The sequence below is a fragment of the Pseudomonas sp. BNK-7 genome (assembly GCF_048072025.1).
Taxonomy (GTDB): domain Bacteria; phylum Pseudomonadota; class Gammaproteobacteria; order Pseudomonadales; family Pseudomonadaceae; genus Aquipseudomonas; species Aquipseudomonas danubii.
On sequence record NZ_CP182252.1, the window covers coordinates 2,484,201 to 2,498,467 of the forward strand.

Annotated in this window: 13 protein-coding genes; 4 read left to right on the forward strand and 9 right to left on the reverse strand. The window is 62.1% G+C overall.

Annotation, left to right across the window (positions count from 1 at the left end):
- The first annotated feature begins 76 nt into the window (after window positions 1-76).
- Both erdR and ACMGF8_RS11575 read left to right on the forward strand, forming a co-directional pair.
- The gene (erdR, locus tag ACMGF8_RS11570) at window positions 77-727 is read left to right on the forward strand and encodes a response regulator transcription factor ErdR (protein WP_102861431.1); all 651 of its coding nucleotides are present in this window, start codon (window positions 77-79) and stop codon (window positions 725-727) included.
- Between the two features lie 73 nt (window positions 728-800).
- Window positions 801-1,163 carry a diacylglycerol kinase gene (locus ACMGF8_RS11575; protein ID WP_011059587.1) on the forward strand — a complete coding sequence of 121 codons (363 nt, stop codon included), beginning with the start codon at window positions 801-803 and terminating at the stop codon, window positions 1,161-1,163.
- On the opposite strand, the gene ACMGF8_RS11580 is transcribed toward ACMGF8_RS11575, so the two are convergent.
- Entirely contained in the window at window positions 1,160-2,086 is a 927-nt protein-coding gene (locus tag ACMGF8_RS11580; RefSeq protein ID WP_102861432.1) for a LysR family transcriptional regulator, read from the reverse strand. The two genes, ACMGF8_RS11575 and ACMGF8_RS11580, sit on opposite strands and share 4 nt — an antisense overlap.
- Before the next feature lie 119 nt (window positions 2,087-2,205).
- On the opposite strand from ACMGF8_RS11580, the gene fpr reads away from it, so the two are divergent.
- Window positions 2,206-2,985, forward strand: a complete 780-nt coding sequence (gene fpr, locus ACMGF8_RS11585) for a ferredoxin-NADP reductase (RefSeq protein ID WP_016966062.1) — start codon at window positions 2,206-2,208, stop codon at window positions 2,983-2,985.
- Between the two features lie 119 nt (window positions 2,986-3,104).
- On the opposite strand, the gene tsaA is transcribed toward fpr, so the two are convergent.
- From tsaA to rimO, 5 genes are all read right to left on the reverse strand, one after another.
- The gene (gene tsaA, locus ACMGF8_RS11590; RefSeq protein WP_416759697.1) at window positions 3,105-3,800 is read right to left on the reverse strand and encodes a tRNA (N6-threonylcarbamoyladenosine(37)-N6)-methyltransferase TrmO; all 696 of its coding nucleotides are present in this window, start codon (window positions 3,798-3,800) and stop codon (window positions 3,105-3,107) included.
- A gap of 76 nt (window positions 3,801-3,876) precedes the next feature.
- Window positions 3,877-4,338: a DUF1456 family protein gene (locus ACMGF8_RS11595; RefSeq protein ID WP_047284181.1), complete on the reverse strand. Its 462-nt coding sequence runs from the start codon at window positions 4,336-4,338 to the stop codon at window positions 3,877-3,879.
- Window positions 4,339-4,404: 66 nt separating this feature from the next.
- Window positions 4,405-5,115, reverse strand: coding sequence for an rRNA pseudouridine synthase (locus ACMGF8_RS11600; protein ID WP_416759699.1), 711 nt, complete (start codon window positions 5,113-5,115; stop codon window positions 4,405-4,407).
- A gap of 82 nt (window positions 5,116-5,197) precedes the next feature.
- Window positions 5,198-5,671, reverse strand: coding sequence for a GNAT family N-acetyltransferase (locus tag ACMGF8_RS11605; protein WP_102861435.1), 474 nt, complete (start codon window positions 5,669-5,671; stop codon window positions 5,198-5,200).
- A gap of 97 nt (window positions 5,672-5,768) precedes the next feature.
- The gene (gene rimO / locus ACMGF8_RS11610) at window positions 5,769-7,106 is read right to left on the reverse strand and encodes a 30S ribosomal protein S12 methylthiotransferase RimO (RefSeq protein WP_047284184.1); all 1,338 of its coding nucleotides are present in this window, start codon (window positions 7,104-7,106) and stop codon (window positions 5,769-5,771) included.
- A 381-nt stretch (window positions 7,107-7,487) separates the two neighbouring features.
- Here rimO and ACMGF8_RS11615 point away from each other — a divergent pair, with 381 nt between their 5' ends.
- On the forward strand, window positions 7,488-9,329 hold the full coding sequence (locus ACMGF8_RS11615; protein ID WP_371826180.1) for a potassium transporter Kup: 1,842 nt from the start codon (window positions 7,488-7,490) through the stop codon (window positions 9,327-9,329).
- A 167-nt stretch (window positions 9,330-9,496) separates the two neighbouring features.
- On the opposite strand, the gene ACMGF8_RS11620 is transcribed toward ACMGF8_RS11615, so the two are convergent.
- From ACMGF8_RS11620 to mprF, 3 genes are all read right to left on the reverse strand, one after another.
- A complete protein-coding gene (locus ACMGF8_RS11620) occupies window positions 9,497-9,772 on the reverse strand; it encodes a DUF3077 domain-containing protein (RefSeq protein ID WP_305948838.1) in 276 nt (91 codons plus the stop codon).
- A 437-nt stretch (window positions 9,773-10,209) separates the two neighbouring features.
- A complete protein-coding gene (locus tag ACMGF8_RS11625; protein ID WP_102861438.1) occupies window positions 10,210-11,508 on the reverse strand; it encodes a virulence factor family protein in 1,299 nt (432 codons plus the stop codon).
- The gene (gene mprF / locus ACMGF8_RS11630; RefSeq protein WP_102861439.1) at window positions 11,508-14,156 is read right to left on the reverse strand and encodes a bifunctional lysylphosphatidylglycerol flippase/synthetase MprF; all 2,649 of its coding nucleotides are present in this window, start codon (window positions 14,154-14,156) and stop codon (window positions 11,508-11,510) included. Before mprF ends, ACMGF8_RS11625 begins: the two co-directional genes overlap by 1 nt.
- Window positions 14,157-14,267: the final 111 nt, after the last annotated feature.

Here is a 14,267-nt window from a genome sequence, read left to right on the forward strand (position 1 = left end):
TTCTGGCGAGCCCCCATGTTGCTGGGTGAGGGCTGAATGCATCAGTCCTGCCATGAAAAACAGGATCATTTGAAAAATGGCCACATACGAAATCCTGATTGCCGATGACCACCCGCTTTTTCGCAGTGCACTGCATCAAGCTGTCACTCTGGGCTTGGGTCCTGATGTGCGTCTGGTGGAAGTGGCGAGCATCGCCGAGCTGGAAGCCCGCCTCACCGAAAAAGCTGACTGGGATCTGGTCCTGTTGGACCTGAACATGCCTGGTGCCTACGGTTTTTCTGGCCTGGTGCTGTTGCGCGGGCAGTATCCGCAGATTCCGGTGGTGATGGTTTCGGCGCAGGAAGAAGCGTCTGTCATGGTTCGTTCCCGCGAGTTCGGGGCCAGCGGTTTCATTCCCAAGTCCAGCTCCCTGGAAGTCATTCAGCAGGCGGTGCGTAGCGTCCTTGATGGTGACGTCTGGTGGCCGCCGCAAGCTTTTGAAGAAGTCAGTGTTTCGGCGGAAGCCAAGGCCGCGAGCGAAGGCCTGGCAAGCCTGACGCCTCAGCAGTTTCGGGTACTGACCATGGTCTGCGAGGGGTTGTTGAACAAGCAGATCGCTTATGAGCTGAGTGTTTCCGAGGCGACGATCAAGGCTCACGTGACGGCAATTTTCCGCAAGCTCGGGGTTCGCACCCGTACCCAGGCGGCCTTGCTCTTGCAACAACTTGAGTCAATTTCCAGCCATTAACCCACGGGTTGTTCACGCTTTTTTGACTTTGGTTGAACTAGTTTCCCCACTCCTTTTTTCAGTTGCTCAGCTTATGTCGCCTTTCAAAGGTCAAACCGGTCTTAAACGCATCCTCAACGCCGCCGGCTATTCGTTCGATGGCTTGCGCGCCGCCTTCACCGGCGAGGCGGCATTTCGTCAGTTGGTGTTGCTCAACGTGATCCTGATTCCCTTGAGCTTCCTGCTCAACGTCAGCCGGGTCGAGCGCGCGCTGCTGATTGCCGTGTGCCTACTGGCGCTGATCGTCGAATTGCTCAACTCGGCTGTGGAGGCAGCGATCGACCGGATTTCCCTGGATCGTCACCCGTTGTCGAAGAACGCCAAGGACATGGGCAGCGCGGCGCAGTTTGTCGCCCTGAGCATGATCACCATCGTGTGGGCCGTGATCCTGATCTAAGGAATGCTCGGCAGGACGATTTCGTCGCTGCGCTGTACCCCGGCGGTAAAGGAGCGGCACAGTTCGAGGAACTCGCGCATGGCTGAAGTCTGATACTTCTGTTTATGCCAGATGAAGTAGAACTGCCGGGCCAGATCCAGGCCCGGTGTTTCCACTGGCACCAGGCTGCCACGACGAAAGGCATCTCGCAGCGCCAGCCTGGAGATGCAACCAATCCCCAATCCCGACTCCACTGCACGCTTGATGGCCTCGGTGTGCTCCAGTTCCAGGCGGATGTTCAGCGCGCTGCGATGATGACGCATGGCCTGGTCGAAGGTCAGGCGTGTCCCGGAACCCTGCTCCCGGAGAATCCAGGCTTCGTGGGTCAGCTCCTCCATGGTGGCGTGGCCGCGTTTGGCCAAAGGGTGCTGGGGCGCGCAGAACACCACAAGCTCATCCTCGACCCAGGTTTGCACCTCGATATCCGGGTGACTGCAGTCGCCTTCGATTAGACCCAGATCAATTTCGTAGTGGGCCACCTGTTGCACGATATGCGCAGTGTTTTGCACATGGAGCTTCACCTGGCTTTCCGGATGCACCTGCATGAAGCTGCCGATCAGCAGGGTCGCCAGGTAGTTGCCAATGGTCAGGGTCGCGCCCACCGACAGCGAGCCGAATCCGGACTTGCCATTGAGCAGGTCCTCGATCTCCTTGGCCTGGTCCAGCAGTGCCACCGCTTGTGGCAAAAGCTGTTTGCCCAGGGCGTTGAGGCTCAGGCGCTTGCCGGCGCGATCAAACAGCTGGCAACTGGATTGGCGCTCGAGCTCGGTGATTGAGGTGCTGGCCGCCGATTGCGACAGGGCCAGAAGCCCGGCAGCACGAGAAACGCTCTCTTGCTGGGCGACGGCGACGAAGACTTGCAGTTGACGGAGAGTAAATCGCATATCGATATAACCGATAACCCTTATCTTAATAATCCAGTTAACAGATATTGTCGCCGCCATTAGAATGCTGTGCAATTGCGCTCATGGTTAGCGCAGGCAATTTCTAGGAGCCCCCGTACATGAGCAACATGAACCACGAGCGTGTCCTCAGTGTTCATCACTGGAATGACACTCTGTTCAGCTTCAAGTGCACCCGCGACCCGGGTCTGCGCTTCGAGAACGGTCAGTTCGTGATGATCGGCCTGCAACAGCCCAATGGCCGTCCGCTTATGCGTGCCTACTCCATTGCCAGCCCGAACTGGGAAGAGCATCTCGAATTCTTCAGCATCAAGGTTCCAGACGGTCCGTTGACTTCCCAACTGCAGCATCTGAAGGAAGGCGACGAGATCATCATCAGCAAAAAGCCTACCGGCACCCTGGTGCTGGATGACTTGAAGCCGGGCAAACACCTGTACCTGCTCAGCACCGGCACCGGACTGGCGCCGTTCATGAGCGTGATCCAGGATCCGGAAACCTACGAGCGTTTCGAAAAAGTGATCCTGTGCCACGGCGTTCGCTACGTCAACGAAGTCGCCTACCGCGAGTTCATCACCGAGCACTTGCCGCAGAACGAGTTCTTCGGCGAAGCGCTGCGTGAGAAGTTGATCTACTACCCCACCGTGACCCGCGAGCCGTTCGAGAACGAAGGCCGCCTGACCGACCTGATGCGTAGCGGCAAGCTGTTCCGCGACATCGGCCTGCCACCCATCAACCCGCAGGACGACCGAGCCATGCTGTGCGGCAGCCCAAGCATGCTGGAAGAAACCAGCGAAGTGCTCAACAGCTTCGGCCTGACCGTTTCGCCGCGCATGCGTGAACCGGGCGACTACCTGATCGAGCGCGCCTTCGTCGAGAAGTAGAAGCGAGCTTGCTCGCGAAGACCGTCCAGGCAGCGCATTGGTGCTGACTGGGCGGCTAGCAGACACAGAAAAGCCCGCGTTGCCTGGGAAGGCAACGCGGGCTTTTTCGTTTCCGGGGTTCAGCCCGCCGGGACCACTTCCAACACCCGGATCAGCCCTGGCTCGGGGTAATGCCAGCGCACATCCAGATCCCAGAACTGCGCACCGTATTCCCGCTCGGCAGTGGGCACCTGATAGGCCGGGCGCGGGTCCTGGGCCAGGCACTGCTCGATGAGTTCCACCAAGGGCTCCTGCAGGCGCTGAGCGTGGGTCTGAGCCTGTTGCAAAGCAATGTCCTGCCACTGCACTGGTATCAACTGTGGTGCAGCGCTGGCGATGTCATTGCTCGCCGTGGCAATGATGTCGGCGTAAGGCACATAGGGCTTGATATCGAGGATCGGCGTGCCGTCCAGCAGGTCGATGCCGGAGATCCACAGGCGGTTGGCCTCGATCTTGTCCAGCTTGACCACCGATTGGCCGATGCCGTTGGGGCGGTGGGTGGCGCGGGTAGCGAAGACCCCTATGGACTTGTTGCCCCCCAGGCGCGGCGGGCGGACCTTGAGCCGTGGCTTGTCCTCCAGGGCCTGGTGAAACAGGAACAGCAGCCAGACATGGCTGACCTGCTCCAGTCCTTGCACCGCCTCGCCCTGATCGAAGGGCGCCACCAGCTCCAATACGCCGCGAGCGGCCGGGGCCAGTTGCGGTTGGCGCGGGATGGCGAACTTCTCCTTGAAACAGGAGCGCACGAAACCGATGGGCGAAACGCTGTAGGTCATTTGGCAAGCCTCAAGCTTTGAGCGATAAGCCGCAAGCTACAAGCCTTGAACTTGCAGCTTGAAGCTTGCAGCTGCCTTAAGCTCTAACCCGCAGGGTCAGGCCCTTGAGGAAGTTGCGCAGCAACTGGTCGCCGCAAGGGCGGTAGTTGGTGTGGCCGAACTTGCGGAACAGCGCGCTCAGCTCGGGCTTGGACACTGGGAAGTCGGCGGCCTTGAGCACGGCGTGCATGTCGTCTTCCTTGAGCTCGAAGGCCACGCGCAGCTTCTTCAGGATGATGTTGTTGGTCACCGGCAGTTCGATCGGCAGCGGCGGACGGCTTTCATCCTTGCCGCGCTTGAAGATCACCAGGCCGTCGAGGAAATGCGCCATGACTTCGTCCGGGCAGTGCACGAAGCCTTCTTCCTCGTCCTTCTTCAGGTAGCTGACGATGTCGTCCAGGCTGACCTTGAAGCCGGTGAGCTTGATGATCTCCACGACCTTCTTGTCGCTGATGTCGAGCATGTAGCGCACGCTGCGCAGTACATCGTTATGAATCATGGTTACAGTCCTGATCAATGCGCGTTGAGCGCCGCGCCAGGGCACGGCGTCTGAATGGGGGCGGCTTTAGAACTTCTCTTTGGCCGACAGGTAGCGCCACTGGCCCAGCGGCACTTTGCCGATGGACACGCCGCCGATCCGGATGCGGCGAATGGCGACGACCTTGAGGCCGACGGCTTGGCAAAACAGTGCGATCACACCCGGCTGCGGATTCTTCATGGCGAAGCGCAGGCGGTTCTCGTTCTGCCAACTGGCCTTGACCGGCGGCAGCTCGCGGCCCTTGTAGGTCAGGCCGTGGTTCAGGCGGTTGAGGCCGTGGTCGATCATCTCGCCTTCGACCTCGACCACGTATTCCTGCTCGATCTTGGCCGCATCGGCCGTCAGCTTGCGCAGCACTTTCCAGTCCTGGGTGAACACCAACAGGCCGCTGGCATTGGGTTGCAGGTCTTCACTGGCGGTCAGGCGCAGGAAATGCCCGCGCAGCGGACGTTTGCCGTAGCGGTGCTCGTCCGACAGGCTGTCGGCGCCGATGGATGCCAGGGCGCTTTCCAGATCCTGGCCGGCGGGCACGTTGAGCAGGATGGTTACCGGCTCCGGGGCGGTGGCCTTGGCCTCGGGGTCGAGGACGACCTTTTGCGCGCCGACCTTGAACTGCGGTTCGTCGATGACTTCGCCGTCTACGGTGACCCAGCCGCCCTCGATGAACAGCTCAGCCTCCCGGCGGGAGCAGCCGACCAGTTCGATGAGGCGTTTGGAGAGACGAATCGGGTCAGTCATGTCAGGGGCCGTATCAAAAGAGGGCGGCTATTGTACCTGCCTGGCGCCGGTTAATCGCGGGTCCATTTGCCCGCTGTGGCTTTTAGCCGCGTCGGGCCTGCAGTTGCGGTTGTTTCAGGCGCATGTGCAGCAACGGGTAGGGCTGGCCCATGCCGTCCTGTTCGGAGCGGCCGACCACCTCAAAGCCCTGCTTGAAGTAGAAGCCCAGCGCTTGAGGGTTCTGTTCATTGACGTCCAGTTGTTGGGCGTTCAGGTGTTCCACTGCATAGTGCAGCAGTTGCCGGCCCAGGCCCTGGCCGCGATGGGCCGGGTCGATGAACAGCATCTCGATCTTGCCCGCTGCCACGCCAGCGAAACCGGTGATGCGTTGCCGCTGATCCCGGGTACAGATCAGCATCACCGCATCCAGGTAGCGGGTCAGCACCAGGTTTCTCAGCAGCTCTATATAGCTGTCCGGGAGAAAGTCGTGGGTGGCGCGAACCGAGTCTTCCCAGACACGGACCAGTTCCGGGTAGTCGCTGAGTTTGGGGGTGTGGATGACCGAGTGGTGGCGCATGCCGCTTATCCCTGAGGTGATTGGCAAGGGCTAACGATAGACCGAAAAAAGCCCCGCATCTCGTGGCGAGAGCGGGGCTTGGCAGTTTTTTTACGCCTTACAGGGTTTCGGCCCAGAGGTCGTATTCGTCGGCGTCGGTGACCCGGCACCAGACCTTGTCACCCGGCTTCAGGTCGCCCGCACCGTCGATGAACACGTTGCCGTCGATCTCCGGCGCATCGAAGAAGCAGCGGCCCACGGCGCCATTCTCGTCGACTTCATCGATCAGCACTTCGATTTCCTTGCCGATGCGCTGTTGCAGGCGTGCCGAGCTGATTTCCTGCTGGTGCGCCATGAAGCGCTCCCAACGGTCCTGCTTGACCTCGTCCGGGACCACTTCCAAGTCCAGGTCGTTGGCCGGTGCGCCTTCCACCGGCGAGTACTGGAAGCAACCAACACGGTCCAGCTGGGCTTCGGTCAGCCAGTTCAGCAGGTACTGGAAGTCTTCCTCGGTTTCGCCAGGGAAGCCGACGATAAAGGTCGAACGGATGATCAGCTCCGGGCAGATCTCGCGCCAGGCCTTGATCCGCGCCAGGGTCTTGTCTTCGAAGGCCGGACGCTTCATGGCCTTGAGCACTTTCGGGCTGGCGTGCTGGAACGGGATGTCCAGGTACGGCAGGATCTTGCCGGCGGCCATCAGCGGAATCAGCTCGTCCACGTGCGGGTACGGGTACACGTAGTGCAGGCGCACCCACACGCCCAGAGTACTCAGGGCCTCACAGAGCTCGGTCATGCGGGTCTTCACCGGCGCGCCGTTCCAGAAACCGGTGCGGTACTTGACGTCGACGCCATAGGCGCTGGTGTCCTGGGAGATCACCAGCAGTTCCTTGACCCCGGACTTGACCAGGCGCTGGGCCTCGTCGAGCACATCGCCCACCGGACGGCTGACCAGCTTGCCGCGCATCGACGGAATGATGCAGAAGCTGCAGCTGTGGTTGCAGCCTTCGGAAATCTTCAGGTAGGCGTAGTGGCGTGGGGTCAGCTTGATGCCTTGCGGCGGCACCAGGTCGATCAGCGGGTTGTGGTCCTGTTTCGGCGGCACCACTTCGTGCACGGCGTTGACCACTTGCTCGTACTGCTGCGGGCCGGTCACGGCCAGCACGCTGGGGTGCACGTCACGGATATTGCCTTCTTCCACGCCCATGCAGCCGGTGACGATGACCTTGCCGTTTTCCTTGATGGCTTCGCCGATCACTTCCAGGGATTCGGCCTTGGCCGAGTCGATGAAACCGCAGGTGTTGACCACCACGACATCGGCGTCCTGGTAGGTGGACACCACGTCATAGCCTTCCATGCGCAGTTGAGTGAGGATGCGCTCGGAGTCGACCAGAGCTTTTGGGCAACCCAGGGATACGAAGCCGACTTTCGGGTTGGCCGGCGCGGAGGGGGTGGACATGTCTAACCTCGGTATTGGGTATCGAATCACTTGGGGGGCAAGTGCGACGCTTGGGCGCTGGCTGCGCCTCTGATCAAAAAGTGCGCAATTCTAGCGATGGTCGAGGCGCTTGACCAGCTTTATACGGGGGAAATACGACCAGCGCTGGACTATGCTTCTTCCCGTTATGCCCGGTTGCTTTCATACGACGTTAGTTGGCGCCTTAGTGGTAATAAGAATCTGCAAATTACATGGCAAACTGCGCAACTTAAGAGAATAGCGCTTGTATAACCTTGCGCTTTCTATATAAGAAGCCCCGGTCTTGAGTAGTGGGAGTCATTGATGGGTCAGGCAAGTAGTCAGGCGGCGAGTGGCGAGCACTCCGGGGGCAAGCCTCTGGGGATGCTGGTGGCGGCGGTCGGGGTGGTGTATGGCGATATCGGCACCAGTCCGCTCTACACCCTCAAGGAGGTGTTTGCCGGCCATTATGGGGTTCAGGTCAATCATGACGGGGTGTTTGGCATCCTCGCGCTGATTTTCTGGTCGTTGGTCTGGGTCGTCTCGATCAAGTACGTACTGTTCGTCCTGCGGGCCGACAACCAGGGCGAGGGCGGCATCATGGCCTTGACCGCGCTGGCCAGGCGGGCTGCCGGTTCCTATCCGCGCTTGCGTTCGATGCTGGTGATTCTGGGCCTGATCGGCGCGGCGCTGTTCTATGGCGATAGCATGATCACCCCGGCGATTTCCGTGTTGTCGGCGGTCGAGGGGCTGGAGCTGGCGTTCAGCGGCCTGGAACACTGGGTGGTGCCGATGGCGCTGGTGGTACTGGTGGCCTTGTTCCTGATCCAGAAACACGGCACTGATCGCATCGGCAAGCTGTTTGGCCCGGTGATGGTGGCCTGGTTCGTGGTTCTGGGCGGGTTGGGGGTCAACGGCATTCTCCAGCACCCGGAAGTGCTGCAGGCCTTGAACCCGATGTGGGGCGTGCGCTTCTTCATTGTCCATCCGGGCATGGGAGTCGCCATCCTCGGGGCGGTGGTTCTGGCATTGACCGGTGCCGAAGCCTTGTACGCCGACATGGGGCACTTCGGGCGCAAGCCCATCGCCCGGGCCTGGTTCGCCCTGGTGCTGCCGGCGCTGGTGCTGAACTACTTCGGCCAGGGCGCGCTGCTGCTGGAAAACCCTGAAGCGGCCCGCAACCCCTTCTACCTGCTGGCGCCGAGCTGGGCCCTGATTCCGCTGGTGGTGCTGGCCACCCTGGCCACGGTGATCGCGTCCCAGGCCGTGATTTCCGGCGCCTTCTCCCTGACTCGCCAAGCAATCCAGTTGGGTTACATCCCGCGGATGCACATTCAGCACACTTCCAGCGCCGAGCAGGGGCAGATCTACATCGGCGCGGTGAACTGGGCGCTGATGGTGGGGGTGATCCTGCTGGTGCTCGGTTTCGAGTCCTCCGGTGCCCTGGCTTCGGCCTACGGCGTGGCGGTGACCGGGACCATGCTGATCACCAGTATCCTGGTGTCGGCGGTGATCCTGCTGCTGTGGAAGTGGCCGCCGATGCTGGTGGTGCCGCTCCTGCTGGGATTCCTGTTGGTGGATGGGCTGTTCTTCGCCGCCAACGTGCCGAAGATCTTCCAGGGCGGTGCCTTCCCGGTGCTGGCGGGGATCGTGCTGTTCCTGCTCATGACCACCTGGAAACGCGGCAAGGAATTGCTGGTGGATCGCTTGGACGAAGGCGGGCTGCCGCTGCCAATCTTTATCGGCAGCATCCGCGTACAGCCGCCGCATCGGGTGCAGGGCACTGCCGTGTTCCTCACGGCCCGACCAGACGCCGTCCCCCACGCCTTGCTGCACAATCTGCTGCATAACCAGGTGCTGCACGAACAAGTGGTGCTGTTGACGGTGGTCTACGAGGATATTCCGCGGGTGCCTGCAAATCGGCGCTTCGAGGTGGACGCCTACGGCGAAGGTTTCTTCCGGGTGATCCTGCACTTCGGTTTCACTGACGAACCGGACGTGCCGGAGGCCCTGAAGCTGTGTCACCTGGACGAGCTGGACTTCAGCCCCATGCGCACCACCTACTTCCTCAGCCGTGAAACCGTGATTGCCTCCAAGCTGGTGGGCATGGCCCGCTGGCGCGAAGCGCTGTTCGCCTTCATGTTGAAGAACGCCAACGGCAACCTGCGCTTCTTCAAGCTGCCGGTGAACCGGGTGATCGAGCTGGGTACTCAGGTCGAGATGTGATCCTGACCAGACAAAAGCCCCCGTTGCCTTGCGGCAGCGGGGGCTTTTTCGTTTCTACGGTTCTGTAGGAGCGGGCTTGCTCGCGATGACGGACTGGCCATCGACATCGATACTGATGCCTGAACGGTTTCTCTCGGAGCCCACCGGCCCCGTGATCGCCCCGGCCTTTACGCGGCTAGCGCCTGCACCACATCGTCCAACACCGCCTTGCCCATGGCGGTCAGGTAGTGCGCGGCCCAGGCGTGACGATCGCTATCCTTGCTGTAGGCGGCGTCCTCAGCAAAGGCCTTGGCCAGGGACAGCAGGTCGGAGGCTTGGGCCAGGGCTTCGCCGATGGGGAGGCCGGGGCTGACCTGGAATAGCGGGCGTTCCGAGCAGTAAAGGAAAGTGATTAAGCCGACTGTTTTCAGATTTGAAAGTTGAGGCGGGTTTGTATTGTTCATGGTTCAACTCCAAGGTTTGAGGAGCTACCACGTTCGTTTCCAAGCGAATGGGTGGCAGCTATGCGCAGGTTGGAAAACCGGAAACCCAGGAAACCGGCAGACCCGAAGGCCTCCCACGCACAGCCGCCATAACAGATGGATTGCAGGCGCAAAATTTATCTGCAATCAAGCGGGGCGCTAGTTGCCAAGGTTCTTCGGGTTTCCAAGCCCGGCCGCTGAATGCTCAGCGACACCCGGAGCCTAGCCCGTCGAAGCGCAGGCCAACAAGGCAGCAAAGTGCCCAAAACGCACCCCTTACACAACTCTCGGAGTTTGCCTACAACCTGCGCGGGAGTCATCCGCCATTACGCGGTCTTCAACGAGGCAACTGAGACCGCTGATGTAAAAAAGCCCCCGCAACCTCAAGGCTGCGGGGGCTTTGTCGGGCGAGGCTCAGCTCATTCTTGAGCGGTCGCCTGATCCTTGGCCTGGCGCTTTTCGATGGCATCCACCAGGCGCTTGGCCAGTGCCGGGTAGTTCTCATCGAAGTGATGGCCGCCCGGCAGCTTCATGGCTTCGCCGACCGCAGTCTTGTCGGTGCAGCCGCTTTCGTCGACTTCTTCCTCACCGTAGATGCACACCACCTTGGCGGCGGGCAGCTTGGCCATTTCCGGGCCGGTGGCAGCTTCCTTGCCAGCATTGCCCAGCCAGCCTTCGACTTCGATCTCGAAGCTGCCGGTACGGGCGAAGGCCAGCAGGATAATGGCGTCGACCCGCTGCTGCTCGGCTTCCGGCAGGCGGTTGTAGATCGCCGGCAGCACGTCGGCGCCGAAGGAGTAGCCGGTCAGCACGAAGCGCTTGGTGCCCCACTTCTGCCGGTAGTGCTGCATCAGTTCGGTGAGGTCAACGGCGCTTTGCTCAGGCGTCTTGTGCTGCCAGTAGTAGCGCAGGGTGTCGATGCCCACCACCGGGTAGCCGATCTTGGCCATCTCGCCAGCCACGTCGCGGTCCAGGTCGCGCCAGCCGCCGTCGCCGGAGAGGAACAGGGTCACGGTGTCCTTGGCCTGGCCGGCCGGGACTTCCACCACGGGAATGTTCAGGCCGCCGTTTTCAGAACCCACCAGCAGCTTGCGCAGCTCGTTGTTCAGCACTTGGGGCAGGTGGATGTCGTAGTCGCTGATGCTGGTGGTGGCGTTGGGGGTATCACGCACGAAGCCGGCACTTTCGTCATCCGGGTTGTCGTTCCAGGCCACCAGCCAGTGGCCGTGGGCCAGGGTCTTGGGCAGTGGATCGGTGCAGCCGGGCGCCGGGTTAATGGTGAAGCCCACCGACACGGCTTGGGCCTTGTCGTCGTTCTGGGTGGCGACCCAGCGCCAGGCCAGGGCCGCGCCCGGGCCGATGCCGCTGACCAGGGTGGCCGGGCCGTTGAGCTGGGGCAGGGCGCTTTGCAGGGCTTGTTCCTGCAGTTTGCAATCGTCCTTGGGCAGGATCACCTGGACGATCTGCGCCGCGCCACTGCGGCTCAGGGCCAGCAGTTGTTTGTCGGTCAGGGTCGAATCAGGCAACACCGCCACCACCACCCGGGCCTTGGCCTTGGTGCCGGGGGTCACGCGGGTCAGGGTCGAGCCGTCGGCCTGGGTCAGTTGTTCCAGGGTCGGTTCAGGGGCGGGGCGGTTCCACCACCAGTAGCCACCACCCGCAAGCAAAGCCAGTACCACCAGTGTGGCCAGCAGATACCGCCAAGAGCGTTGAATCATCAGCGTTTCACCAATCCAGTCAGGCCGCCTGCGATCAGGGCGGCGGTGTCGGCCAGTGCCACCAGCGGGTCGAGCCCGGCCGGCACGGCCATGTAACGGGGTTCCCAGTCGGGCTGGAACTTGTCTTTGAAGCGGCGCAAGCCTTGGAAGTTATACAGTTGCTCGCCACGGCGGAAGACCATCGAGCCGAGGCGTTGGGTCAGCGGCGCGCCACGCCGCGGTTGCAGGCCGGACAGCGGCACCATGCCCAGGCTGAAGCGGGCGTATCCATGATTTTTATAATGCTGGATCAGGCCGACCATCATGAACTCCATGGTCAGCTTCGGCGCGTCCGGGTGCGCACGCATCAAGTCGAGGCTGGCCAGGTCATGGCTGTAGGTCTCGAGCAGGTTGGCGAAGGCCACCGGGCGTCCTTCAAAACGGATGATCGCGATGCGGAAGTGCTTGAGGTAGTCGTCGCTGAAACGGCCCAGGGAGAAGCCTTTCTCGCGGACGTTCTTGCCGGTCAGCCAGGCATCGGAGATGACCTTCAGCTCATCCATCGGCGCTTGCCCGGGTTCGTGGATCTCCAGCGACAGGCCGTCGCGGGTGCCGCGGTTCCAGGTGTAGCGCAGGTCCTTCATCTCCTTGCCCTTGGCTTCCAGGTCAAAGCGCTTGAGATCGACCCGGGCTTCTTCGCCGAGCTTGATCGCGGTCAGGCCGATGTCCATGTAGTAGGGCAGGTTTTCCGCCCGTACCTGGTAGAACACCGGGCGCGCGTGGTGCAGGTCGCACAGGTCGCGGAACTGCCAGATCATTTCCGCGCGCTGCTGGGTCGGGCCGATGGGGTCGTACAGCGCCACCAGGCTGCGGCCGCGGCGAGCGTACATCAGGAAGGCATCGTCGTTGGGGTGGAACAGCAGCGCCTTGTCACCGGTCAGGGCCAGGCCACCATCGGGTTGGGACGAGGCCATGAGGATCTTCGCAGCCTTGTCCAGCTCGTCGCTGGTGGGCAGGTGGATGACCGGGCGTGCGGTACGCAGCAGCCAGGTCAGGGACACCACCAGCAACAGCACCGCAGCCCCCAACAGCGAACGCAGGCCCCGAGGGGCGTCGGCGTCGAGGGTGAACTGCCACCACAGTTGATGGCTGTAGGGCACGTCCTGATAGGCGAACAGCAGCAGCCAGGTGGAGGCGCCGAGCACGCAGACGCTGGCCACCAGGTACAGCGGCGAGAAGGGCAGTTCGGTGAGGCGGCTGGGGCGATAGAACGAGCGCCGGAACACGGCCAGCAGGCTGGCGGTGAGGGTCATCAGGCAGGCTTCTTCCCAGTCAAAACCTTTAAGTAGCGAGAGCAGGGCGCCCACCAGCAACAGAATGGTGGTGAGCATCCAGGCGGCGGAGAGGCGCCGGCGCAGGCCTTGGGCCAGCAGCAGGCAGAGCACGCCGATCAGGCTGGCGCCGAAGTGCGAAGCGTCCACCAGGCGGTGAGGAATCAGGAAGCCGATGTGTTGCAGGCGGGTATCGATTTCCGGGGTGGCGCCGGAGAACAGCAGCACCACGCCGGAGAGAAACACCAGCACCGCCAGGATCGGCGCCGCCAGGCCGGAAGCTACCCGCAGGGATTGTCGGGTCTGGAACAGGCGCTGGGCTTCGTTGATCAGCAGCAGGACGCAGGCCACCAGCATCGGCAGCACCACGTAGATCAGGCGATAAAGCAGCAATGCGGCCGCCAGGGGCGCGGCCCCGAGCTTGTCGGCGAACGCCGCCAGCAGGATGGCTTCGAACACCCCGACGCCGCCGGGTACGTGGCTGAGCACACCGGCGGCCAGGGCCAGCAGGTACACCAGCAGGAAGGCGCCGAACGGCGGCGCTTCGGGCAGCAGCAGGTAGAGCACGGTGGCGGCTGCGGCGACGTCCAGGGCGGTGATGATCAGTTGCAGGAAGGTCAGGCGCCGTCCAGGCAGGCGCAGGGTGCGGCGTCCGACCCGGACCAGCAGGTTGTCGCGCAGAGGCTGCTCTGGCAGGCGTCGGCGATAGATGCCGACGGCCAGTACCGCGCCCAGCAGCAGGATGGCCAGGGCAATACCGCCCAACAGGCTTTCAGGCAGGCGCAAGGCCGCCGAGGCTGCCGGCAAGTTACTCAAAGTGGCCAGGGCCGCCAGCGGTGGCAAGGCACACCCAAGAGAGAGGCTGGCAAACAGGGTCATGTGCGCGACGTCGGAGGCCCCTAGCCCATGACGTGCATACAGGCGATAACGTACCGAGCCGCCCGACAGCAGCGACAGACCGATGGCGTTGCCGATGGCGAAGGCGGTGAAGCCACCCAGGGCCAGGGTACGGCCGGGCAGGTTGACTCCGGCATAGCGGCTGGCGGACCACTCGTATCCCAGCAGAATGATGAAGCCGACGATGGTCGCGCCCAGGGCGCCGAGCAGGGCCGGCTTGGGCACTTCGAGGATCGAGTCGTGCAGGGCGTAGAAGTCCAGCTCGCTAAGCAGGTGACGGCAAGCGATCAGGGCAATGGCGAACAGCAGCAGCGTTATGGCCAGGCCCAGGGGTTGGCGGTACTTGCTCAACAGGTCCAGCCAGCGCAGGCGAGTGGTTGTCACAGGTTGAGTGGCGGTAGTGGTATCGCTGTCTTGCGAATCAGACGTGTTGGCGCGCATCAATCACCTCGTGGATTGTGCGCGACAGGATGGGGGTATCCGGCCAAGTTACCAATCCCTGTAGAAAAAATAGTTTCAAATATTAACGCGTCTCACCGTGGCCCGGCGACC

What these genes read in the sequence shown, in the direction of transcription:
- erdR (WP_102861431.1), top strand. Translation starts at nt 77, where the DNA reads ATGGCCACATACGAAATCCTGATTGCCGATGACCACCCGCTTTTTCGC.
- ACMGF8_RS11575 (WP_011059587.1), top strand. Translation starts at nt 801, where the DNA reads ATGTCGCCTTTCAAAGGTCAAACCGGTCTTAAACGCATCCTCAACGCC.
- ACMGF8_RS11580 (WP_102861432.1), bottom strand. Translation starts at nt 2,086, where the DNA reads ATGCGATTTACTCTCCGTCAACTGCAAGTCTTCGTCGCCGTCGCCCAG.
- fpr (WP_016966062.1), top strand. Translation starts at nt 2,206, where the DNA reads ATGAGCAACATGAACCACGAGCGTGTCCTCAGTGTTCATCACTGGAAT.
- tsaA (WP_416759697.1), bottom strand. Translation starts at nt 3,800, where the DNA reads ATGACCTACAGCGTTTCGCCCATCGGTTTCGTGCGCTCCTGTTTCAAG.
- ACMGF8_RS11595 (WP_047284181.1), bottom strand. Translation starts at nt 4,338, where the DNA reads ATGATTCATAACGATGTACTGCGCAGCGTGCGCTACATGCTCGACATC.
- ACMGF8_RS11600 (WP_416759699.1), bottom strand. Translation starts at nt 5,115, where the DNA reads ATGACTGACCCGATTCGTCTCTCCAAACGCCTCATCGAACTGGTCGGC.
- ACMGF8_RS11605 (WP_102861435.1), bottom strand. Translation starts at nt 5,671, where the DNA reads ATGCGCCACCACTCGGTCATCCACACCCCCAAACTCAGCGACTACCCG.
- rimO (WP_047284184.1), bottom strand. Translation starts at nt 7,106, where the DNA reads ATGTCCACCCCCTCCGCGCCGGCCAACCCGAAAGTCGGCTTCGTATCC.
- ACMGF8_RS11615 (WP_371826180.1), top strand. Translation starts at nt 7,488, where the DNA reads ATGCTGGTGGCGGCGGTCGGGGTGGTGTATGGCGATATCGGCACCAGT.
- ACMGF8_RS11620 (WP_305948838.1), bottom strand. Translation starts at nt 9,772, where the DNA reads ATGAACAATACAAACCCGCCTCAACTTTCAAATCTGAAAACAGTCGGC.
- ACMGF8_RS11625 (WP_102861438.1), bottom strand. Translation starts at nt 11,508, where the DNA reads ATGATTCAACGCTCTTGGCGGTATCTGCTGGCCACACTGGTGGTACTG.
- mprF (WP_102861439.1), bottom strand. Translation starts at nt 14,156, where the DNA reads ATGCGCGCCAACACGTCTGATTCGCAAGACAGCGATACCACTACCGCC.